Origin of the sequence: Streptomyces odontotermitis (genome assembly GCF_050510915.1) — a bacterium.
Lineage (GTDB): Bacteria > Actinomycetota > Actinomycetes > Streptomycetales > Streptomycetaceae > Streptomyces.
In genome coordinates this window covers 67,154-86,804 of sequence record NZ_JBNJLS010000031.1, presented here as the reverse complement: position 1 = coordinate 86,804, position 19,651 = coordinate 67,154, and the positions used below count along the sequence as shown (strand labels likewise).

At 73.0% G+C, this 19,651-nt stretch carries 18 protein-coding genes and 1 pseudogene; 7 read left to right on the top strand and 12 right to left on the bottom strand.

Annotation, left to right across the window (positions count from 1 at the left end; genetic code table 11):
- Positions 1-55: 55 nt before the first annotated feature.
- Complete coding sequence (locus ACQB60_RS43510; RefSeq protein WP_496931632.1) at positions 56-1,624, bottom strand: GlnX family signal transduction membrane protein; 1,569 nt, start codon at positions 1,622-1,624, stop codon at positions 56-58.
- A 359-nt stretch (positions 1,625-1,983) separates the two neighbouring features.
- On the opposite strand from ACQB60_RS43510, the gene kdpB reads away from it, so the two are divergent.
- The 3 genes from kdpB (at position 1,984) to ACQB60_RS43495 (ending at position 6,262) form a co-directional block, all read left to right on the top strand.
- On the top strand, positions 1,984-4,140 hold the full coding sequence (kdpB, locus tag ACQB60_RS43505) for a potassium-transporting ATPase subunit KdpB (RefSeq protein WP_496931631.1): 2,157 nt from the start codon (positions 1,984-1,986) through the stop codon (positions 4,138-4,140).
- A gap of 346 nt (positions 4,141-4,486) precedes the next feature.
- The gene (locus ACQB60_RS43500; protein WP_496931630.1) at positions 4,487-5,296 is read left to right on the top strand and encodes an SDR family NAD(P)-dependent oxidoreductase; all 810 of its coding nucleotides are present in this window, start codon (positions 4,487-4,489) and stop codon (positions 5,294-5,296) included.
- Between the two features lie 165 nt (positions 5,297-5,461).
- Positions 5,462-6,262: a GNAT family N-acetyltransferase gene (locus ACQB60_RS43495; protein ID WP_496931629.1), complete on the top strand. Its 801-nt coding sequence runs from the start codon at positions 5,462-5,464 to the stop codon at positions 6,260-6,262.
- Here the strand turns inward: ACQB60_RS43495 and ACQB60_RS43490 are convergent.
- The 7 genes from ACQB60_RS43490 to ACQB60_RS43460 all read right to left on the bottom strand — a co-directional run bounded on the left by ACQB60_RS43490 (position 6,231) and on the right by ACQB60_RS43460 (position 12,951).
- Entirely contained in the window at positions 6,231-6,926 is a 696-nt protein-coding gene (locus ACQB60_RS43490) for an alpha-ketoglutarate-dependent dioxygenase AlkB family protein (RefSeq protein WP_496931628.1), read from the bottom strand. The two genes, ACQB60_RS43495 and ACQB60_RS43490, sit on opposite strands and share 32 nt — an antisense overlap.
- Positions 6,923-7,777, bottom strand: a complete 855-nt coding sequence (locus tag ACQB60_RS43485; RefSeq protein WP_496931627.1) for a dienelactone hydrolase family protein — start codon at positions 7,775-7,777, stop codon at positions 6,923-6,925. The genes ACQB60_RS43490 and ACQB60_RS43485 overlap by 4 nt, the downstream gene beginning before the upstream one ends.
- 126 nt (positions 7,778-7,903) lie before the next feature.
- Positions 7,904-9,616 (bottom strand): FAD-dependent oxidoreductase, encoded by a 1,713-nt coding sequence (locus ACQB60_RS43480; RefSeq protein WP_496931626.1) that lies wholly within the window; start codon positions 9,614-9,616, stop codon positions 7,904-7,906.
- Positions 9,617-9,631: 15 nt separating this feature from the next.
- The gene (locus ACQB60_RS43475) at positions 9,632-10,552 is read right to left on the bottom strand and encodes an AurF N-oxygenase family protein (protein WP_496931625.1); all 921 of its coding nucleotides are present in this window, start codon (positions 10,550-10,552) and stop codon (positions 9,632-9,634) included.
- A 133-nt stretch (positions 10,553-10,685) separates the two neighbouring features.
- Positions 10,686-11,438 carry a 2OG-Fe(II) oxygenase gene (locus tag ACQB60_RS43470; RefSeq protein WP_496931624.1) on the bottom strand — a complete coding sequence of 251 codons (753 nt, stop codon included), beginning with the start codon at positions 11,436-11,438 and terminating at the stop codon, positions 10,686-10,688.
- Complete coding sequence (locus ACQB60_RS43465; protein WP_496931623.1) at positions 11,435-11,938, bottom strand: methylated-DNA--[protein]-cysteine S-methyltransferase; 504 nt, start codon at positions 11,936-11,938, stop codon at positions 11,435-11,437. The genes ACQB60_RS43470 and ACQB60_RS43465 overlap by 4 nt, the downstream gene beginning before the upstream one ends.
- 185 nt (positions 11,939-12,123) lie before the next feature.
- A complete protein-coding gene (locus tag ACQB60_RS43460) occupies positions 12,124-12,951 on the bottom strand; it encodes a maleylpyruvate isomerase family mycothiol-dependent enzyme (RefSeq protein WP_496931622.1) in 828 nt (275 codons plus the stop codon).
- Positions 12,952-13,239: 288 nt separating this feature from the next.
- On the opposite strand from ACQB60_RS43460, the gene ACQB60_RS43455 reads away from it, so the two are divergent.
- Positions 13,240-14,463, top strand: a complete 1,224-nt coding sequence (locus ACQB60_RS43455) for a CaiB/BaiF CoA transferase family protein (protein WP_496931621.1) — start codon at positions 13,240-13,242, stop codon at positions 14,461-14,463.
- A 22-nt stretch (positions 14,464-14,485) separates the two neighbouring features.
- Positions 14,486-15,649 carry an acyl-CoA dehydrogenase family protein gene (locus ACQB60_RS43450; RefSeq protein ID WP_496931620.1) on the top strand — a complete coding sequence of 388 codons (1,164 nt, stop codon included), beginning with the start codon at positions 14,486-14,488 and terminating at the stop codon, positions 15,647-15,649.
- Between the two features lie 45 nt (positions 15,650-15,694).
- Here ACQB60_RS43450 and ACQB60_RS43445 read toward each other — a convergent pair.
- Positions 15,695-15,781 (bottom strand): annotated as a pseudogene (locus ACQB60_RS43445) (YbaK/EbsC family protein); the annotation flags it as partial.
- A gap of 177 nt (positions 15,782-15,958) precedes the next feature.
- Positions 15,959-16,543: a helix-turn-helix domain-containing protein gene (locus ACQB60_RS43440; protein ID WP_384846533.1), complete on the bottom strand. Its 585-nt coding sequence runs from the start codon at positions 16,541-16,543 to the stop codon at positions 15,959-15,961.
- Between the two features lie 105 nt (positions 16,544-16,648).
- Between ACQB60_RS43440 and ACQB60_RS43435 the strand changes: the two genes are divergently transcribed.
- On the top strand, positions 16,649-17,515 hold the full coding sequence (locus ACQB60_RS43435) for an EamA family transporter (RefSeq protein WP_496931619.1): 867 nt from the start codon (positions 16,649-16,651) through the stop codon (positions 17,513-17,515).
- Between the two features lie 46 nt (positions 17,516-17,561).
- Here ACQB60_RS43435 and ACQB60_RS43430 read toward each other — a convergent pair whose 3' ends face one another.
- Complete coding sequence (locus ACQB60_RS43430) at positions 17,562-18,299, bottom strand: acyltransferase (protein ID WP_496931618.1); 738 nt, start codon at positions 18,297-18,299, stop codon at positions 17,562-17,564.
- A 136-nt stretch (positions 18,300-18,435) separates the two neighbouring features.
- Here ACQB60_RS43430 and ACQB60_RS43425 point away from each other — a divergent pair, with 136 nt between their 5' ends.
- Entirely contained in the window at positions 18,436-18,966 is a 531-nt protein-coding gene (locus tag ACQB60_RS43425) for a gamma carbonic anhydrase family protein (RefSeq protein WP_496931617.1), read from the top strand.
- A gap of 26 nt (positions 18,967-18,992) precedes the next feature.
- Here the strand turns inward: ACQB60_RS43425 and ACQB60_RS43420 are convergent, their stop codons facing one another.
- Positions 18,993-19,649: a DedA family protein gene (locus ACQB60_RS43420; protein ID WP_496931616.1), complete on the bottom strand. Its 657-nt coding sequence runs from the start codon at positions 19,647-19,649 to the stop codon at positions 18,993-18,995.
- Positions 19,650-19,651: the final 2 nt, after the last annotated feature.

Sequence of the window (19,651 nt, the reverse complement as noted above, 5' to 3'; positions counted from 1 at the left end):
CGTCGTACGGGAGGGGGCGCCCCAGACTCCTGGCGCGCCCCCGTTCCCGTACGCCTCAGCGGAATTCACCCAGCCGCGGCCGCAGCCCCGCCACCGTGAGCACACCGGCCGCCAGCAGCGCCCCCACGATCCAGGGCAGCTGGGCCGACACACCGTCCCGGCCGTCGCGCACCGCGTCGTCGAAGGCGTCACGGTTCACCTTGGTGACCGTGGCCAGGGCGTCCATCCACTTCCCGAAGTGGTCGTTGGAGGTGCCCGCGCGCCAGCCCATGCAGAACTCGGCGGCCCGGCGCTCCTCCCCGCCCGTCGCCAGGTCGCGGATCTTGCGGTCGTCGCGCTGGTAGACGGCGTACTTCGCCACGGTGTCCTCGGCGGCCGCGCGTTCACCGTCGAAGGTGATGTTGTCGAGCTCGCGCCGGAACTCGCCGGTGAAGCGCAGTTCGCCGTGGTCGTCGACGTAGGCGTCCCACGTGCGGTCGAGCTCGTCGTTGTAGGTGGCCATCGTCGCGCCCGGAATCCCGTACAGCTTCTGGGACTTGGCGAAGTAGGAGTCGGTGTACCGGTCGCGGCGGTCCGCGTCGAGCAGATAGCGGCTCTCGTCGGCGTTGGCGTCGTAGGCGACGGCACGGGCCCGGGAGAGGGCGACGACGGAGTCGAAGGCGTCACGCCGGGCGACCTCGAGGTGCGCGGAGGACGCGGACAGGAGCTGCGCGCCGAGGATCACGGCGGTGAGGGCGCAGCCGGTGGCGGCCAGGACGCCGGGGTTGAGGATCCGGCGGAAGCTGCGGGCCAGGTACCACTGCAGGGCGCCGAGCACGAGCAGCAGCACGACGCCGAGCGCGACGAGGGCGGCGAGCTGGACACCGAGGTCCGAACGGGCGTCTTCGTAGCGGGTGTTGAAGCGGCCGTTCGTGGTGTCGACGAGCTTGCGGGCCTCGGGCAGGAGCCGCTTCTGGAGGAGGTCGGTGGCGCTCCGGTAGTCGTCGAGCGCGGCCTTCTTGCCGCCGGGGCGGCCGGTGTTCTCCAGGGCGCGCCCGGCCAGCTCCTGGTACGCGGCGAAGTCCTCGGTGAGCCGCTCGACGGTCCGCTGGGCGCCCCGGTCCCCCTGGGCCGCGACGGCGAGGGTGCGCAGCTCATGGCTGATGCCGTGGCGGGCGGAGCCGTAGAGGCCGACGGCTTTCCGGTAGGGCACGTCGAGGCGGCCGCGGCCCGCGTCGCCGTTGGCCAGCAGAATGTTGGCGACCTGGGCGTCCATGTCGTTCAGGTCGAGGTTGAGAGCGGCGGCGCTGGTGGTGCGCGGGGCGTCGCGGTCGGCGATGTCGCCCCAGGTGGCGCGCGCGCCGAGGCCCGCGAACAGGGCCAGCAGAACGAGGGCGAGGGTCAGCGCCAGGGTGGCGGCGCGCAGCAGCCGTAACCGTGCGGGCACCGTCGCCCAGAAGCGGGTGCGCGCGGCGGCGAGCAGGTCGGTGGCCGGCGGGCGGCGACGGGGAGCGCCCGTCCGCGGCCCCCCTCGTGGCCGCGGACCGGGTCGCTCCCCGTGCTCGACGACCGCTGCGTGCTGTGCCTGTGCGTGTGCCCTGGCCCCCGCTTCAGAGGCACGCTCGGTTCCGGCGGTGAGAGTCACTCGCCCTCCAACGTCACGTACACGGGCGGTCGCCCGCCCCCCGTTGATCACGAGTCTGCGACGGGTTTTGGCCATGGCCTCGCTCGTTGACGCGTCCCTGACGCCCCACACGGCCCCCTTGACGGCGGCTTGACGCACCCGTACGACGCCCCGTCAGAGAGCCGCAAATACGGGGCCTGGCCGGGGCGTTCGGGCCGGGCGGAGGCGTATGTTCCCGGTGGCCGCGCGGTCGGTGCACCCGTCATCCCATCGCCGCATCGGCCCAGCGCCGCCTTGTCTGTGCCGGGGCCCCGGCACAGACAAGGCCCGGCCGCCACGCCACCCCCGTCCGCGTACGACACCTCAAAGGTCCCGTCCCCATGCTTCCCGCCGCCCCCCAGCAGGCTCCCCCGCGCGTTCCCGGCCGCGAACCCCGGCCCGCACCGCCGAGAGGAGGCAGGCGCCGCACACCGGGCGGGCTGTTCGACCCGAAGCAGCTGGTGCGCTCCGTCCCCGACGCCCTGCGCAAGCTCCATCCACGCGCGCTCGTGCGCAACCCGGTCCTGTTCGTGGTCGGTGTCGGCGCCGCGCTCACCACGCTCTCCGCCCTGCTGCACCCCGCCGTGTTCACGTGGGTCATCAGCGGCTGGCTCTGGCTCACCGTGGTGTTCGCGAACCTCGCGGAGGCCGTCGCCGAGGGCCGCGGCCGGGCGCAGGCCGAGTCGCTGCGCCGGGCGCGCACCGACACCGTGGCGCTGCGCCTGCGCGACAACTGGCGGGTCGGCACGAACCTCCGGGACGCGGAGACGGAGGCGGTCGCCGCCACCTCCCTCAAGCCCTTCGACTTCGTGATCGTCGAGGCGGGCGAGCTGATCCCCGCCGACGGCGAGGTCGTCGACGGCATCGCGGCCGTGGACGAGTCCGCGGTCACCGGCGAGTCGGCGCCCGTCATCCGCGAGTCCGGCGGCGACCGCTCGGGCGTCACCGGCGGTACGACGGTCCTGTCCGACCGTCTCGTCATCCGGGTCACCTCGCGCCCCGGACACTCGTTCCTGGACCGGATGATCGCCCTCGTCGAGGGGGCGGCGCGGCAGAAGACGCCCAACGAGATAGCCCTGAACATCCTGCTGGCGGCGCTCACGATCGTCTTCATCCTGGTCGTGGTGTCGCTCCAGCCGATGGCCGGCCACGCGGGCGCCGCCCAGTCGACCACGGTCCTCGTCGCCCTCCTGGTGACGCTGATCCCGACGACGATCGGCGCGCTGCTCTCCGCGATCGGCATCGCGGGCATGGACCGTCTGGTGCAGCGCAATGTCCTGGCCATGTCCGGGCGGGCGGTCGAGGCCGCGGGCGACGTGAACACGCTGCTGCTCGACAAGACCGGCACCATCACCCTCGGCAACCGCGAGGCCGCCGCCTTCGTGCCGCTGCCCGGCATCGAGGCGCTGCGCCTCGCCGACGCGGCCCAGCTGTCCTCGCTCGCCGACGAGACGCCCGAGGGCCGCTCCGTCGTGGTCCTCGCCAAGAACCAGTACGGTCTGCGCGAGCCCGCCGAGGGCGAGTTGGCGCTCTCGCGCTACGTGGAGTTCAGCGCCCGCACCCGGATGAGCGGTGTCGACCTGCGCTGGGACAACGGCGCGGTGTGCTCGATCCGCAAGGGCGCGGCCGCCGAGGTCGTCGACTGGGTGCGGATGTACGGGGGCCAGGTCCCGGACGCGGCGCGGGAGCTGGCCGAGGCGGTGTCGTCGTCGGGCGGCACGCCGCTCCTGGTGGCGGTGCACGACTGGGACGGGCCGCGGGTGCTCGGCCTCATCCACCTCAAGGACGTGGTGAAGGACGGCATCCGGGAGCGCTTCGCCGAGCTGCGCCGCATGGGCATCAGGACCGTGATGATCACCGGCGACAATCCGCTGACCGCCCGCGCCATCGCCCAAGAGGCGGGCGTGGACGACTACTTGGCGGAGGCGACCCCGGAGGACAAGCTCGCCCTCATCAAGAAGGAGCAGGAGGGCGGCAAGCTCGTCGCCATGACGGGTGACGGCACGAATGACGCCCCGGCCCTGGCCCAGGCGGACGTCGGCGTGGCCATGAACACCGGTACCTCGGCCGCCAAGGAGGCCGGGAACATGGTGGACCTGGACTCCAACCCCACCAAGCTCATCGACATCGTCGAGATCGGCAAGCAACTCCTCATCACCCGGGGTGCGTTGACGACCTTCTCCATCACGAACGACGTCGCCAAGTACTTCGCGATCATCCCCGCCATGTTCGCGAGCGCCTACCCGGGCCTCGAATCGCTCAACATCATGGGCCTGGAGAGCCCCACGTCCGCGATCACCTCGGCGATCATCTTCAACGCCCTGATCATCATCGCGCTGATCCCGCTGGCCCTGCGCGGCGTCCGCTACACGCCCTCGTCCGCGCACGACCTGCTCCGCCGCAACCTGCTGCGGTACGGGCTCGGCGGCCTGGTGCTGCCGTTCGTGGGCATCAAGCTGATCGACCTGGTGGTCTCGACGCTGCCGGGGCTCGGGTAGGCGGACGGGCAGCCGTGCCGCGGGGTCCGCGCAACGGGGGCGTCAGGGGGGCGTCAGAGACCGGCAGTTGGCCTTGTGGCGGGGGTGCGGCGGCTGTTGTATGGAGCCGTGAACAGCGCATGGCTCCTCATCGACCGGCCCCCGCATACGCGGGCGCCCCGTCGTGTGCCTCGCTGCCCGGGAGAGATCCGGACGTCGGCCTTCCGCTGACGCCACCGCACCTTCCGTAGCCCCCGGGGCGCCGCGATCGAGATCCGGCGCCCCTTTTCGTATCCACGCTCGTATCCGCACGTCCGCCGCACCCCGCCCGCGGGGCCGTCGCCGTGCCCACACCACCGGATGGACCATGTCTGACTCCGACCTCTCCGCTCGTACCGTCCTCGTGACCGGCGCCACCTCCGGCATCGGCCTCGAAACGGCGCGGCAGCTCGCCGAGCGCGGCGCCACCGTGCTGCTGCACGGCCGCACCGCCGAGGAGGCACAGGCCGCCGCGGACAGCCTCATCGCGACCGCCGGGATCCCCGCCGACCGCCTGTGCACCTTCGCCGCCGACTTCTCCCGCCTGGAGGAGGTCGAGACGCTGGCCCGGCGCGTCGTCGCCGAACACCCGCGCCTGGACGTGCTGGTGAACAACGCGGGCATCGCCGCGCCCGAGCGCCACACCATCACCGCCGACGGCAACGAGATCGCCTTCCAGGTCAACTTCCTCGCCCACTACCTGCTCACCGGCATGCTGGAGCCCGCCCTCACCAGCGAGCCGGGGGGCCGCGTCGTCAACGTCTCGTCGTCCCTGCACCGCACCGCGAACATCTCCTGGGCCGACCCCAACCGCGCCCGCCGCTACTCGCGCCTCGCCGCGTACGCGCAGTCGCAGCTCGCCCTCACCGTCTTCGCGGCGGACCCGCGCGTGACGGCGGTCTCGGTGCACCCGGGCGTGTGCCGCACGGCGCTGCTCCCGCTGTACGCGCACGAGGGCGTCTCCCCCGCCGAGGGCGCGGCCCACGTCGTCCGGCTCTGCGACCCGGCCGTCGAGATCGTCAACGGCGCCTACTACGACCGGTCCGAGCGCGTCGACCCGGCGCCCGCCGCCACCGAGGACCGCACCGTCAAGCGCCTCAACAAGCTCGCCGACCTTCTGGTCGGCCACACCTCTTGAAAGCTGACTCCGTTATGTCAAAGCGCGCACGCAAGAAGAAGGCTCGTCGTAAGAAGAAGGCCAACCACGGCTCGAAGGCGGCGAACTGACCGCAGGCAGGGGCGCCCCGCGCGCCCCTGCCGCCCACTCGTGCGCACCCGTCCCTCTCACGGATTGGCGAAGCCCATGCAGGAACTGTCCCTTCGTCACCTCCCCGCGCTCTCCCACTGGTTCACCCCGGGCCCGTCGGACGCGCCGGGCCCCGCCGCCGTCGGCGAGCACGTGCTCACGACCGGCGTCGGCCGCTGGTGGGCGGACCGCGCCGAGCAGCCCGGCGCCGTCGCGGTGTCCTGCGCGGACCACGTGCTGCTGCGCGGCGACCCCCGGGCGCTCACCCCGGAGGACCTGTCGCCCCTCGGGGACAGCCACATCCACGCGCCGGCCCGCTTCCTGCCCCTCCTCGGCGCGGCCTTCCAGCAACTCGTCCCGTGCGAGCGGATGGTGTGGACGCGGCAGGAGCCCGCACAGCGCTGCGCGGTGCCGCGCGGGGTCACCGTCCGCCACCTCGAACCCGCCGACACGGAGGCGCTGGTCGACCTCGGCTCCGACGCGTCCTGGATCACGGCCAGTTGGGGCGGTCCGCTCGGACTCGCGGCCTCCGGCCACGGCTGGGCCGCCACGCGCAGGGACGGCAGCATCCTGGCGCTCGCCTGCACCTACTTCCGGGGCGCGGGACACGAGGACGTCGCCGTGTTCACGGCGCCCGAACACCGCCGCCACCGCCTCGCGCTCGCCTGCGTGAACGCCCTCACCGAGGACATCGCCCGGCGCGGCCACGTCGCGTCCTGGGACTGCTCCACCCTCAACCGGCCCAGCCGGCTGCTCGCCTGGCACGCCGGATTCCGCCTGGTGCGCGAGTACGTCCGCTACGCGGCGGGCAGCCCTCGCGCCACGCTCACCCGTCGAGACCACTCACTCGCAAAGTGACGTTGAGGCGGCCGGCCAGACCGAGCCCCGGCGGCGCGGTCCCGGCGTGGACGCGCGGCACTCCGTGGAAGGCGAAGCGGGCGGCGCCCCCGAAGACGAAGAGGTCGCCGCTGTGCAGCTCGACGTCCGTGTACGGCTTGGTGCGCGTCTCGCTGTTGCCGAACCGGAAGACGCAGGTGTCCCCCAGGCTCAGCGAGACCACGGGTGCGCCGGACTTCTCGTCCCGGTCCTGGTGCATGCCCATGCGGGCGTCGGCACCGTAGTAGTTGATCAGCGCGATGTCGTACGGGGCCCTGTCCCACGGGTCGCCGTCTACCGGGCTGCCGTCCTCCGGGCCGCCGTCCTCCGGGTGCCCGTAGGCGTCGGCCACCGCCCGCCGCCCGAGCTCCGCGAGCCGCTCGGGCATCGGCTTCACGGGGGCGCCGTCACCGTCGACGGCGGTGCGGGCGTACCCGTACGGGAACCAGTGCCAGCCGAGCCCGAACTGCCGGGCCGTCATCGTGCCGCCCCCGGGGACCCGCACCTCGCGGAGCCCGGCGGGCGGCCTGGCCCACTCACGGCAGGCCGCGAGAAGCTCCCGCTGCGCGTCGAGGTCCAGCCACTCCGGGAGGTGCACGGCGCCGGGAGCGATCTCCCGGCGCTCGCGGGGAAACAGTCCGTTCATGCCTCCATGGTCCCCGAGGCCGCCTCGGCTCCCCCGTCCAGGAGCCGGGTACGGAAGAGATCAAGCACCTCGTCGAGCGCCGCCCGCGTGGGCTGGCCGGGCTCGTCGATCAGGTGCTCGGTGAGCACCGAGTGCGGCGGCAGCACCCCCTCCGGGTTGGCGTCGGCGGCATCCAGCTCCACGGCCCGGAACCCGTCGCCGAGCTCGCGGCGCAGCATGGCGAAGCGGTCGCCGGGCACGAACTTGTCCCCGCGGAACCGCAGGCCGAGCACCGTGAGACCGTCGCGCTCGCAGCGCTCCCTGACCACGGCGAGGTCCGCCGCGGACGTGTCGACGGAGCACGCGCGACGGCGCCCGATCGGCAGCGGGAGCGACGGCTGGGACAGGACGGGGGCGAGCAGCCGCTCGTCGGCGGCCATCGCGAGGGCGAAGCCGCCGGTGAAACACATGCCGACGGCGCCCACCCCGGGCCCGCCGCAGCGCTCGTGCTCGTGCGCGGCCAGCGCCCGCAGCCATGTCACGACGGGGGAGCTGCGCCCGGTGGCGAGCTTCGTGAACTCGCGGCTCACACAGACCTGGAGGAGGGTCGACGCGCCGTAGAGCCCGGTCTGCAGCTTGCCGTGCGCGCGGGGGTCCGGGTCCCGTCCCGGCTTGCCGAACAGGACGGGCAGCACGGCGGTGCAGCCGATCGCGGCGACCCGGTCGGCGAAGGCCAGGACCTTCGGCGTGATGCCGGGTATCTCCGCCATCACGATGACGGCGGGCCCGGTGCCGCGCCGCAGCACCCTCCGTCTGGTGCCGCCGTGTGTGAACGTCGTCCGCTCGTACCCGCTCAGATCGTGATCGGCCACGCCGTCACCGCCACCTTTCGGACCTGGCCATGACGGCCGGCTCGGGGACACAGGTGAACCAACTTCACACAGAAGCGGCCCGTACAGCTACACCGCCGTCGACGGAGGCGGCCTCACCGGCCATGATCACCGCCATCTCCGGGACCTGGCCGTGGCGACCAGTTCGGGGACGGTGGCCAGCTTCACGCGGGGGCGGCCGTCGCGGCGGCCGCGGCTCTCTTCCTCGCGGTGGATCGCGGCGAGGCCCCGTGCGTCGACGACGTGGCGGCCGCGGCGCCGCACGAGCCGCTGGAAGGCCCGGGCCCCGCCGGTCGGCGCGGGCAGCGCGCCCGCGACGGCGTCGGCGAGCAGCGTCCCGACGGTCTCGGCGGCGCAGGTGCGGTTGGCGCCGATGCCGCCGGAGGGGCCGCGCTTGATCCAGCCGACGACGTAGGTGCCGGGCCTGCCGCTCACCCGCCCGCCCTCATGCGGCACGGTGCCGCTGGCCTCGTCGAAGGGCAGCCCGGCCACCGGCCGCCCCCGGTACCCGACGGCCCGCAGCAGCAGCCCGGCCGGGATCTCCAACTCACCTCGGGACCCGGTGACTTGGACCCCGCTCACGGACCTGTCATCACCCCGGTCGCCGTCGGCGCCCCCGGTGACGGTCACCGGCTCCGAGTGGAAGCGGAACACGATGCGCCGCCGCCCGTCGTCGGGCACCAGCGACCAGTCCACGGCGGTGCGCGGCAGGCCCTGCAGCACGGCGGCCTTGTCCCGGGGCGCGGCGGCGACGACGGCCTCCCCGATGCGGGGATCGTGGTCGTCCACGACCAGGTCGACGCCCGGAAGGTGCTTGAGGGCGAGGAGTTCGGACCGGGTGTACGCGGCGTCCTCGGGTCCGCGCCGCCCGAGCAGCACCACGTCGCGCACCTTGCTCGCGCGCAGGGCCGCCAGGGCGTGGTCGGCGATGTCGGTGCGGGCGAGGGCCTCCGGATCGGCGACCAGGATCCGGGCGGCGTCGAGGGCGACGTTCCCGTTGCCGACCACGACGACGCGCTCCGCGGACAGGTCGACGGCGTCCGGAGCGACCTCCGGGTGGGCGTTGTACCAGGCCACGAAGGTGGTCGCGGAGATGCTGCCGGCCAGGTCGGCGCCCTCGACCGGCAGCGGGCGGTCGGCGGCGGCGCCCACCGCGTAGATGACCGCATCGTGGTGTGCGGCGAGCTCCTCGGCGCTGATGTCGCGGCCCACCTCGACGCCCAACTGCAGCCGCACCCGGGGGTGTTCGTGGAAGCGCGCGAAGGTCTCGCCGACCTTCTTGGTCCCGGGGTGGTCGGGCGCCACGCCGTACCGCACGAGTCCGCCCGCCACCGGCAGCCGGTCGATCAGCGTGACCTCGGCGTGGGTGTGCAGGAGCAGGTCCTCGGCGGCGTACATCCCGGCGGGCCCGGTGCCGACGACGGCGACCCGGATCGGCGCGAAGTCCGACGGCAGGCTCCGGTGGAAGACCGGCTCGCCCCAGCGGTGGAAGTTCGGGCCGTCGACGACCGCTCGGGCCAGGCCGCCACCCGCCTCCTTCCCCTGCCTCTCCTCCCCCTCTTCCTCCCGCTCCGCGTAGTAGGCGGCGTTGATGTCCACGTACTCCCGCTGCGCCCCGTCGAGGCGGTCCGCCGGGGAGATCGCGTCGACCGGGCAGGCGTCCGCACAGGCGCCGCAGTCGATGCAGGACTTCGGGTCGATGTAGAGCATCTCCGTGGACCCGAACTCCCGCTCCTCTGGCGTCGGGTGGATGCAGTTGACCGGGCAGACCGCGACACAGGTGGCGTCGGAGCAGCAGTTCTGCGTGATGGCGTAGGGCATGTCGGTGTCGTCCGCTCAGATCAAGTGGGCGCGCTTGTAGAAGGCGAGGGCAGGCTTGGTGAGCAGGCGGGCCGAGGCGAGGAAGTCCATGAGCCCCGAACAGCTCGACCGCATCATCGACTTGTGGTGCTGATTGGCCCTGGCCTCGGCGCGGGCACGCTTGGCGTCGAGTCCGGCGTTCGCGTACACGTCCTTGTTGACCATGCTGGTGACGATGACGTACGCGGCGAAGGCGATGAAGAAGGAGCTGAACTGGCGGCGCACCCAGCCCGCGTTCGCGAGGCGCTTGCGCGTCTCGTCCCGCGCGAACTTCATGTGCCGCGACTCCTCGACGACATGGATGTTGTTGATGGTGCGCACGAACGGCACGACCCGCTCGTCCCGCATCCAGTCGCGCTGCATGACGTCGAGGACCTCTTCGGCGACGAGGATCGCCGCGTACGCGGACTCCCCGAAGAAGAGGGTCTTGCAGACGCGGCCGAGCTCGACGGCGACGCGGTGCGGGCGGTAGGCCGGGGCGCCCAGCTTCCTGGCGCCGCGCGCGAACATGATCGAGTGGCGGCACTCCTCGGCGATCTCGGTGAGGGCCCACTGGAACTCGGCGGTGGTGGGGTCCTTCGCGTAGATGTCCCGCAGCACGAGCTGCTGGAGGATCATCTCGAACCAGATGCCGGTACTGGCGACGGAGGCGGCCTCGTGCCGGGTCAGCTCCTTGCGCTGCGCCTCGCTCAACTCGCCCCAGTACGCGGTCCCGTAGAGCGTGCTCCACTCCGGGCTCGCTCCGTGGAAGTCCTTGTCCAGCGGCGTCTCCCAGTCGACCTCGGTGGCCGGGTCGTAGGAGAGCGTCGCCGCCGAGTCGAGCAACCGGCGCGCGACGTCGTCCTCGTCACGCCGTCCCGCGGTCTGCGGCCGAACCGTGCTGCTTGCACTTGCCATGCTGCGGCTCCTCGGATCGCTTGTTAGACGGACCGTATAACAAGGATTTCCCGGAGCCTACCCCTCGGTAAGGATTCGCTTCACTTCTCAACTGAGGGGCTCCCGGGGGGCGGGACTCGACAGACAGGGCGCTCTACGCCGCGTCGTGAAAGACCAGCCCCAGCGCCCGGCGCCGCCCCGACCGCACGACGCTCACCCCGTGCCGCATCGCCCCCGCCGACCAGCCGCGCGCCGACCGCACCGGCCGGTCCCGGGTGGTGAAGACCAGGCCGTGCCCCTGCTCAAGGACCCGCGCGGTCCCCCGCGACTGCGCCCGCGGCCGCTGCTCGACGAGCAGGAACTCGCCCCCGGTGTAGTCCGTCCCGTACGCGTCCAGGCCGATGACGACCTGGAGGGGGAAGACCATGTCCCCGAACACGTCCCGGTGCAGGGCGTTCCAGTCGCCCTCCCCGTAGCGCAGGAGGATCTGGGCGGAGCGGTCCTGGCCCGCCGCGTGGCAGTCGGCGATCCAGTCGTCGAGGCCGTCGGGCCAGGGCGCGGGGCGGCCGAGGCGGGCCGCCCAGTCCCGGGCGACGGTGAGCAGCCGCGGGTAGAGCGCGGCGCGCAGCGCGGCGACGGGCTCGGGCAGGTCGTGGGTGAAGTAGCGGTACTGGCCGGAGCCGAAGCGGTGCCGGGCCATGTCGACGGTGGTGCGGAAGAGCTCCTCGCGGTCGTAGAGCCCGGCGATCTCCGCGCACTGCTCCGGCGTGAGCAGCCGCGGCGTGAGCGCGCACCCGTAGGCGTCCAACTCCCCTGCCAGGGAGGCCCAGTCGGCGTCGGCGACGCGCCGGTCGAGGGCGCCGCCGACCCGACCGGCAGTGTCCGTGCCCGTGTCCGCCGCCCTCACGACGACAGCGCCCCTTCGTGTACGAGCAGCCGCTCCTTGCGTTCGAGGCCGCCCGCGTACCCGGTCAGGGATCCGTCGGCGCCGATCACCCGGTGACAGGGGCGCACCACGAGCAGCGGGTTGGCGCCGATGGCGGTGCCGACGGCACGGACCGCGGCACGGGAGGCGCCGATCCGGGCGGCGATCTCTCCGTAGCTGAGCGTCTCCCCGTACGGGATGGCGTCGAGCGCGTCCCAGACGCGGCGCCGGAACTCCGTGCCCGAGGCGACGTACTCGATGTCGAAGGAGGTGCGCTCCCCCGCGAAGTACGCGGTGAGCTGCCCGGCGATCTCGCCGAACGCGGCGGCGTCCTCGACCCAGTCGTCCTGTACGACGGCGCCGCCCTTCTGGCCGGGTACGGAGAGCGAGACGAGCGCGGTGCCGCCGGGAGCGGCGGCGGACGCCTCCCCGACGAGCAGCAGCTCGCCGATCGGGCTGGCGAGGGTGGTGTAGACCGTCATGGCCTGGCCCTTTCTGGTGGTGCGTGCCAGGTGTCCCCGGCAGGTCAGCGGTGGTGATGTCCTCCACTGTGCTGCGCGCGGGGGCGCGGCGCTGGCGGAAATCGGACACGGCACTCAACGCCCCGCCGAAGGCCACGCCCTGCTGGGGCCCCGCCGGTCCGGCCCGGCGAGAACGCCGCCGAAGCTCAGCCGAAACCCACCCGGTCCAGCCAGAAGCCGAGCAGCCCCGCGTCCCCCAGGATCTCAAAGGTCCGGTTGCCGGCCGGCCGCCTCCGGTACACGAGCAGAAGCAGCTCCACCAGCGGCCCCCGCACCGCGACCGCACACTTCTCGTGCCCCCGGCGCCAGGTGATCACGTCACCCGTGAGGTCGACCACCCACTCCGCGCCCGCCTCCGGCGCGATGTCCGTGGCGTGCAGGTGGAGGGTGCGGCCGGGGCCGAGGAGCTCGCGCATGCGCGGGTCCACCTCGAAGTGCCGCGGCAGGGAGCCGAGCTCCAGCCATTCGTCGAACGCGTCGACGGCGACCGCCTCGTCCAGCGTGTACCTCTCGCCGAGGGCGAGTATCGCGTCGGCGCGGTGGATGGCCGTCTCGTGGGTGAAGCGGCGGGCGTAGAACGCGGCGGTCCCGCCCGGCACCGGCGTCCACAGCGCGGCCTCCGGGCCCGCCGCCCGCAGCGTGTCCGCGAGTTGCTCGGCGCCCTCCCGCAGCCAGGGCGTGAGGACCGTCGGGTCCTCGTGCGCGTACGGCGCCAGGTCGCGGAAGAAGGCGTCGGACGCCGGCTCCGTCGCGCGCGTGCGCACCATCTCCTCGGCCCACCGCTGGCCGCCGCCGAGGTGGCGCACCAACTGCCCCACGTTCCACCCCGGGCAGGACGGCACCGGGACCGTCAGGTCCGCCGCCGCGATGCGGGACGCGAGGAGCTCCGCCTGCGCGACGATCTCGGCGCACTGCCGCGCGTACGACAGCGGAGAGACACCCGGCGAGGACGGCGAACCCGGCGAAGTAGTCATGCGCACCACGGTAGGTCCCGCGACTGACAGTGACCCTGTACTTGCAGCAAAGCCGCATGTACAGACAGCTCGCAATGACGGACCACGCCAACCCGGACAACGCCCGCGTCGCGCTCGGCGCCCCCCGGCTTTTCGAGGACGGACACATCGCCGCGCCCCCGCCCGCCCCCACAGACGGACAGCAAGAGGCACCCACACCACCGGCCGGCCCACCAGACCGCCCCTCGATTCCTCCACCCCCACCCCGCACAATGACTCTGCCCGCGCCCCGAACCCCGAGGTCCGCCCATGCCGCCCCCGCTCCCCCTCCCCCTCGCCCGCCCCCTCGAAGGCATCACCGTCGTCAGCCTCGAACAGGCCGTGGCCGCGCCCTTCGCCACCCGGCAGCTCGCCGATCTCGGGGCCCGGGTCATCAAGGTCGAGCGGCCGGGCGGCGGGGACTTCGCGCGGCGCTACGACACCACCGTGCACGGGCAGGCGAGCTATTTCGTGTGGCTCAACCGCTCCAAGGAGTCGGTCACGCTCGACCTCAAGTCGGCGCGGGGCCGCGAGCTCCTCACCCAACTCCTCGCGGGCGCCGACGTGTTCGTGCAGAACCTGGCCCCGGGCGCCGCCGACCGCCTGGGTCTCGGCGCGGCGGAGCTCCAGGCCCGCCACCCGTCCCTGATCCCCTGCACCCTCACCGGCTACGGCACCGACGGACCCTGGGCGGACCGCAAGGCGTACGACCTGCTCGTGCAGTGCCAGACGGGGCTGCTCCAGCTGACCGGGACGCCCGAGGAGGCCGTGCGGGTCGGGATCTCCGTGGCCGACATCGCGGGCGGGATGTACTTGTACACCGGCATCCTGTCGGCCCTGTTCACCCGCGCCACGACGGGCCGTGCGCACGCCGTCGAGGTCTCCCTCTTCGACGCGCTCGCCGAGTGGATGAGCCAGCCCGCGTACTACACGCGCTACGGCGGGACGCAGCCGCCGCGCGTCGGCGCGCAGCACGCCACCGTCGCGCCCTACGGCCCCTTCACCGCGGCGGACGGCAAGGACGTGCTCCTGTCCGTGCAGAACGAACCCGAGTGGGCGGCCCTGTGCTCCCACGTCCTCGGCCGCCCCGAACTCACCGATGATCCGCGCTTCGCCACCGGCTCCGACCGCGTCGCGCACCGCGAGGAGCTCAACGCGCTCATCGCCGCCCGCTTCCGGGAGCTCACCAGCGAGCGCGCCATGGCCCTGCTGGACGAGGCGAACATCGCCAACGCGGGCGTGAACTCGGTCCACGAGTTCCTCGACCACCCGGTCCTGACCGAGCGCGACCGCTGGGCGAAGGTCCGGCTCCCGGGCGCGCAGGCCATGGAGGCGCTCCTGCCCCCGGTCCGCCTGGCCGGGGTGGAGCCCCGCATGGACCCCGTACCGGCCCCCGGTGAACACACCGACCGCGTGCTCGCCGCCCTCGGCCTGGGCCCCGAGGAGCTCGACGATCTGCGCGCCCAGGGCGTCATCGGCGGCCCCACCTCCTGAAGCCTCCCTCAGAAGGGACACCGTGAGCACCCTCGACCTCCTCTCCCCCGACGAACGCTTCGCCGTCACCACGGTCCGCGACTTCGTCGACAAGGAAGTACGGCCCGTGGCCCGCGAGTTGGAGCACGCGGACACCTACCCGGAGGCGCTGATCGCGCGCATGAAGGAGCTGGGGGTCTTCGGTCTCGCCGTCCCCGAGGAGTACGGGGGCACGCCCGTGTCCGCGTCCTGCTTCGTGCTGATCACCGAGGAGCTGGCACGCGGCTGGATGAGCCTGGCGGGCGCGATGGGCGGCCACACCGTGGTCGCGAAGCTCCTGCTCCTCTTCGGCACCCAGGAGCAGCGGGCGCGCTGGCTGCCGGGGCTCGCTTCGGGCGAGGTGCGGGCGGCGATGGCGCTCACCGAGCCCGGGGGCGGCTCCGACCTGCAGGCCCTGCGCACGGTCGCGCGGCGCGACGGGGACGCGTACGTCGTCGACGGCGCGAAGACGTGGATCACCAACGCGCGCCGCGCGGGCCTGATCGCGCTGCTGTGCAAGACCGACCCGGACGTCGACCCCCGCCACCGGGGCATCTCCGTCCTCCTCGTCGAGCACGGCCCGGGCCTGACGGTCTCCCGCGACCTGCCGAAGCTGGGCTACAAGGGCGTGGAGAGCTGCGAGTTGAGCTTCGACGGCCACCGGGCCCCGGCGGGCGCGCTGCTCGGCGGCGTCGAGGGCGAGGGCTTCGCGCAGATGATGAAGGGCCTGGAGACGGGCCGCCTCCAGGTCGCGGCGCGGGCGCTCGGCGTGGGCCGGGCGGCGTTCGAGGACGCGCTGCGGTACGCGCAGGAGCGCGAGTCGTTCGGCGAGCCCATCTGGAAACACCAGTCGGTGGGCAACCACCTTGCGGAGATGGCCACTTCACTGACGGCGGCCCGCCAGCTCACCCTGCACGCGGCCCGCGCGATGGACGCGGGCCGCCGCGTCGACATGGAGGCGGGCATGGCGAAGCTCTTCGCGTCCGAGACGGCGATGCGGGTGGCCCTGGACGCGGTGCGCATCCACGGCGGCTACGGCTACTCGACGGAGTTCGACGTCGAACGCTACTTCCGGGACGCCCCGTTGATGATCGTCGGCGAGGGCACCAACGAGATCCAGCGCTCCCTCATAGCCCGCCAGCTCGTCGCCCGCGGCGGTCTGGAGTAGCTCACCGGGGTACTCGCCGGAGTACTCACCGGAGTGCTCGGCCTCGACGCCGAGGCCGTCCACGACCACCGCGTTCGGCAGCTCCGCCAGCGCCTTGCCCGGCACGATGAGCTTGCCCCGGCGGCTGCCACTTGCCGATCAGGGCGTAGAGAAAGAAGGGGAGCACAGCGACTTCGTCAGTGCTCGACGAAGGTCGCGGTCTCGGCCCACGCCGGTTCGGTGTCGACGTGGACGAGCTGCTCGGCGGGGACGGCTGCCGTGCCAGTCGCGCACGGCTGCGGCGACGGGCGCGACGAGCAGGTCGAGGGCTCAGTACGCCGCCGCGTGCGCAGGCGGCACCGACACCGACATCGTCATCTCCACCGGCACGTCCCCCTTGTTGTGGTAGCCGTGCGCCACATTGGCCTCGAACGTCGCGGCACAGCCCGCCGGCACGAGGTGTTCCTCGCCGCCGACGACGAGGGTCAGCTCGCCCGCCGTGACGTGCAGCAGCTCGGCGGTGCCCGGCGGGTGCGCGTCCGAGTCGCTGCCGTCGCCGGGCATCAGCTTCCACTGCCACAGCTCGAACGGCCCGCGCACCTCGGCGCCGACGAGGAGCGTGGTGCTCGACCCGGCCTCCGTGGACCACATGCGCACCATCTGCTCCGGGGGCACCAGCCGTACGTCCGGGCCCTGTTCGTAGTCGAGGAGCGTGGTGATGCTGACGCCGAGCGCGTCGGCGAGCTTGACCGTGATGCCGACGCTGGGGTTCGTGCGGGCCTGCTCGATCTGGATGATCATGCCCCGGCTGACCCCGGAGCGGGCCGCGAGGGCGTCGAGCGTGAAGCCCCGCTCGCCGCGCCAGCGCTTGAGGTTGCGCGCGAGCGACTGAGTGAGCTGATCGAGATCCGACACGGGCCGACCCATTCCGTCCATTATTTTGGATGACAGAGTTCAATGCAGTGAACTACGGTGTGGTGCACCTGAAGGTTCACCACACTGTACTGCGAGGTCCCGATCATGACAGCACTGTTCGCCTTGGCCACCAGCCTGCTCTGGGGCCTCGCCGACTTCGGCGGCGGACTGCTGACCCGACGCATCCCCGCGCTCACGGTCGTGGTGGCCTCGCAGTGCATCGCCGTGGTGGTCCTCGGCGCCATCGTGCTCGCGACCGGCGGCTGGACGGAGTGGGGACCGCAGCTGTGGTTCGCGGTGGGCGCGGGCCTGGTCGGCCCGGTCGCGATGCTCGCCTTCTACAAGGCGCTCGCCCTCGGCCCGATGGGCGTCGTCTCGCCGCTCGGCTCCCTCGGCGTGGCCGTCCCGGTCGGCGTCGGCCTGTTCCTCGGCGAACGCCCGGGCCTCGGCCAGGTGGCGGGGATCGCGGTAGCGATCGCGGGCATCGTGCTCGCGGGCGGACCGGAGCTGCGCGGCGCCCCGGTCCAGCGCCAGGCGGTGCTGCTCACTCTCCTCGCGGCCTTCGGCTTCGGCGCCGTGATGGCCCTCATCACCGAGGCGTCCACCACCCTCACCGGCCTGTTCCTGGCCCTCTTCGTCCAGCGCGTGACCAACGTCGTCGCGGGCGGCGCGGCCCTCTGGGTCTCCGTGCGCCGGGGCGGCACCGCGCTCCCGGAGGGCGCCGGAATGGACATCATCCGGAAGGCGCTGCCCGCCCTCGCCTTCGTCGGCCTCGCCGACGTCGCGGCGAACGGCACCTACTCGGTGGCCGCCCAGACCGGCCCCGTCACGATCGCCGCCGTGCTCGCCTCGCTCTACCCCGTGGTCACCGCGCTCGCCGCGCGCGGCGTCCTCAAGGAGCGGCTGCGCGGGGTGCAGGCGGCGGGCGCGGGCCTGGCCCTGGTCGGCACGGTGCTGCTCGCCACCGGCTGAAAGCCCGCCACCGGCCGAAGGCTCGCCACCGGCTGAAAGGCGGGACTCAGGTGTCGCTCAACTCGCCCAGCGCGAGCAGCTCTTCGGGCGTGACGCCCTCGGGGATCGGCACCGGAGCGGGGGTGCGCAGCGGCGGCTGCCACCCCTGCTCCGCGTCCCAGCTGCGCACCACCCGGGCGGGCGCCCCGGCCACCACCGCGTGGTCGGGCACCTCCCCGCGCACGACCGCACCGGCCGCCACCACCACGTTCCGGCCGAGCCGCGCCCCGGGCAGGATCACCGCGCCCGTGCCGATCCAGCAGCCGGGGCCGATCTCCACGGGCTCCATCCGCGGCCACTGCTTGCCGATGGGGGTGTGCGGGTCGTCGTACGAGTGGTTGGTCGAGGTCACGTAGACGTACGGGCCGAAGTAGGTGTCGTCGCCGATGGTCACCCTCGTGTCGGCGATGACGTGGCTGCCGCGGCCGAGGACGACGCCGCTGCCGACGGTCAGGATCGGGTCCGGGCCGAGGTCCAGGTCGGGCATCATCCCGGCGGTCAGCGTGACGTGTTCGCCGATGATGCAGTGGTCGCCGAGGTGGATCCAGGGCGCCCCGAAGACGGTGCCCTGCGGGAAGGCCAGCTTGGTGCCGGGCCCGATCGAACCGAACCGCAGCCGCCCGGGCCGCTCCTGGCTGACCGCTCCTGTGCGCTGCACCCACGCCCAGCCCGCGTGCACGGCGCGCTGCGCGACGCGGCGCCGCCAGGCGGTGACGGACGAGAACGTGTTCTTACTCTTCGGCACCCGCACACGGTACTCAGCCGCGCCCGCGCAGGTGAGGCCCGCGACCTGTGATCTTCACCCCACGCGACGGCCCGCGCACCCGTCCCGTACCGTTCCGCTCAGGCGTGACCAGACGTACGTACGAAGGGGAGTTCCGATGGGCCACGAGGCACTGATCAAGGGAGTCGGCGGCAAGGAGCCGAAGGTCGATCCGGCCGCCTTCACCGCGCCGACCTCGGTCCTGGTCGGCGACGTGACCCTGAGCGCAGGCGCCAGCGCCTGGTACGGGGCGGTGCTGCGCGGCGACTGCGAGGCCATCGTGGTCGGCGCCGACGCCAACATCCAGGACAACTGCACGCTCCACGCCGACCCCGGCTTCCCGCTGACCGTCGGCGAGCGCGTCTCGGTCGGCCACAACGCGGTGCTGCACGGCTGCACGGTCGAGGACGACTGCCTCGTCGGGATGGGCGCCACGGTCCTCAACGGCGCGGTGATCGGGGCCGGTTCACTGGTCGCCGCCCAGGCGCTGGTGCCGCAGGGCATGGAGGTGCCGCCGGGCTCGCTGGTCGCGGGGGTGCCCGCGAAGGTGCGGCGCCCGCTCACCGAGGAGGAGCGGGCGGGCATTTCACTGAACGGCACGGTGTACGTGGAGCTCGCCAAGACCCACCGTGAGGCGCACGCCGAGTAGCAGCGCGCGCCCGTGGCGGCGGGGTGTCAGTCGGTGGCGACGGCGGGCTCGGGTTCGGGCGTCGCGTCGCCGCCCTGCGCCGCGTGCTTCTTCGCCCGGCGCTTGACGACCAGCATCGAGGCCAGGCCGATGAGCAGGGCCAGGACCAGGCCGAGGTACGAGAACCGCTTCAGCCAGTCCTCGGCGACCACGCCCACGTAGTAGATGACGGCGGTGGTGCCGCCCGCCCAGACGATGCCGCCGAGGACGTTGGCGATCAGGAACTTCCAGTACGGCATGTGCAGGACGCCCGCGAGCGGGCCCGCGAAGATCCGCAGCAGGGCGACGAAGCGGCCGAAGAACACGGCCCACATGCCCCACTTCTGGAAGGACCGCTCGGCGCTGCCGACGTTCGCCTCGCTGAAGTGCTTGGGGAACTTCCGTCCCAGCCAGGCGAGGAGCGGTCTGCCGCCCTTGCGTCCGATGGCATAGCCGATGGAGTCGCCGATGACCGCCCCCGCGCTCGCGCACGCCCCCAGGATCACCGGGTTGATGTGGTCCTGCTGCGACGACAGCAGCGCCGCCGAGATCAGCACGATCTCACCGGGCAGCGGAATCCCGAGGCTCTCCAGACCGATGACGCCGGCCACCAACGCGTAGACGGCGACCGCCGGTACGGTCTCGAGCCACTCCTGGACGTGCAAGC

Coding starts and splice junctions, on each gene's coding strand:
- kdpB (WP_496931631.1), top strand. CDS start 1,984: ATGCTTCCCGCCGCCCCCCAGCAGGCTCCCCCGCGCGTTCCCGGCCGC.
- ACQB60_RS43500 (WP_496931630.1), top strand. CDS start 4,487: ATGTCTGACTCCGACCTCTCCGCTCGTACCGTCCTCGTGACCGGCGCC.
- ACQB60_RS43495 (WP_496931629.1), top strand. CDS start 5,462: ATGCAGGAACTGTCCCTTCGTCACCTCCCCGCGCTCTCCCACTGGTTC.
- ACQB60_RS43490 (WP_496931628.1), bottom strand. CDS start 6,926: ATGAACGGACTGTTTCCCCGCGAGCGCCGGGAGATCGCTCCCGGCGCC.
- ACQB60_RS43480 (WP_496931626.1), bottom strand. CDS start 9,616: ATGCCCTACGCCATCACGCAGAACTGCTGCTCCGACGCCACCTGTGTC.
- ACQB60_RS43475 (WP_496931625.1), bottom strand. CDS start 10,552: ATGGCAAGTGCAAGCAGCACGGTTCGGCCGCAGACCGCGGGACGGCGT.
- ACQB60_RS43465 (WP_496931623.1), bottom strand. CDS start 11,938: ATGACGGTCTACACCACCCTCGCCAGCCCGATCGGCGAGCTGCTGCTC.
- ACQB60_RS43460 (WP_496931622.1), bottom strand. CDS start 12,951: ATGACTACTTCGCCGGGTTCGCCGTCCTCGCCGGGTGTCTCTCCGCTG.
- ACQB60_RS43455 (WP_496931621.1), top strand. CDS start 13,240: ATGCCGCCCCCGCTCCCCCTCCCCCTCGCCCGCCCCCTCGAAGGCATC.
- ACQB60_RS43435 (WP_496931619.1), top strand. CDS start 16,649: ATGACAGCACTGTTCGCCTTGGCCACCAGCCTGCTCTGGGGCCTCGCC.
- ACQB60_RS43425 (WP_496931617.1), top strand. CDS start 18,436: ATGGGCCACGAGGCACTGATCAAGGGAGTCGGCGGCAAGGAGCCGAAG.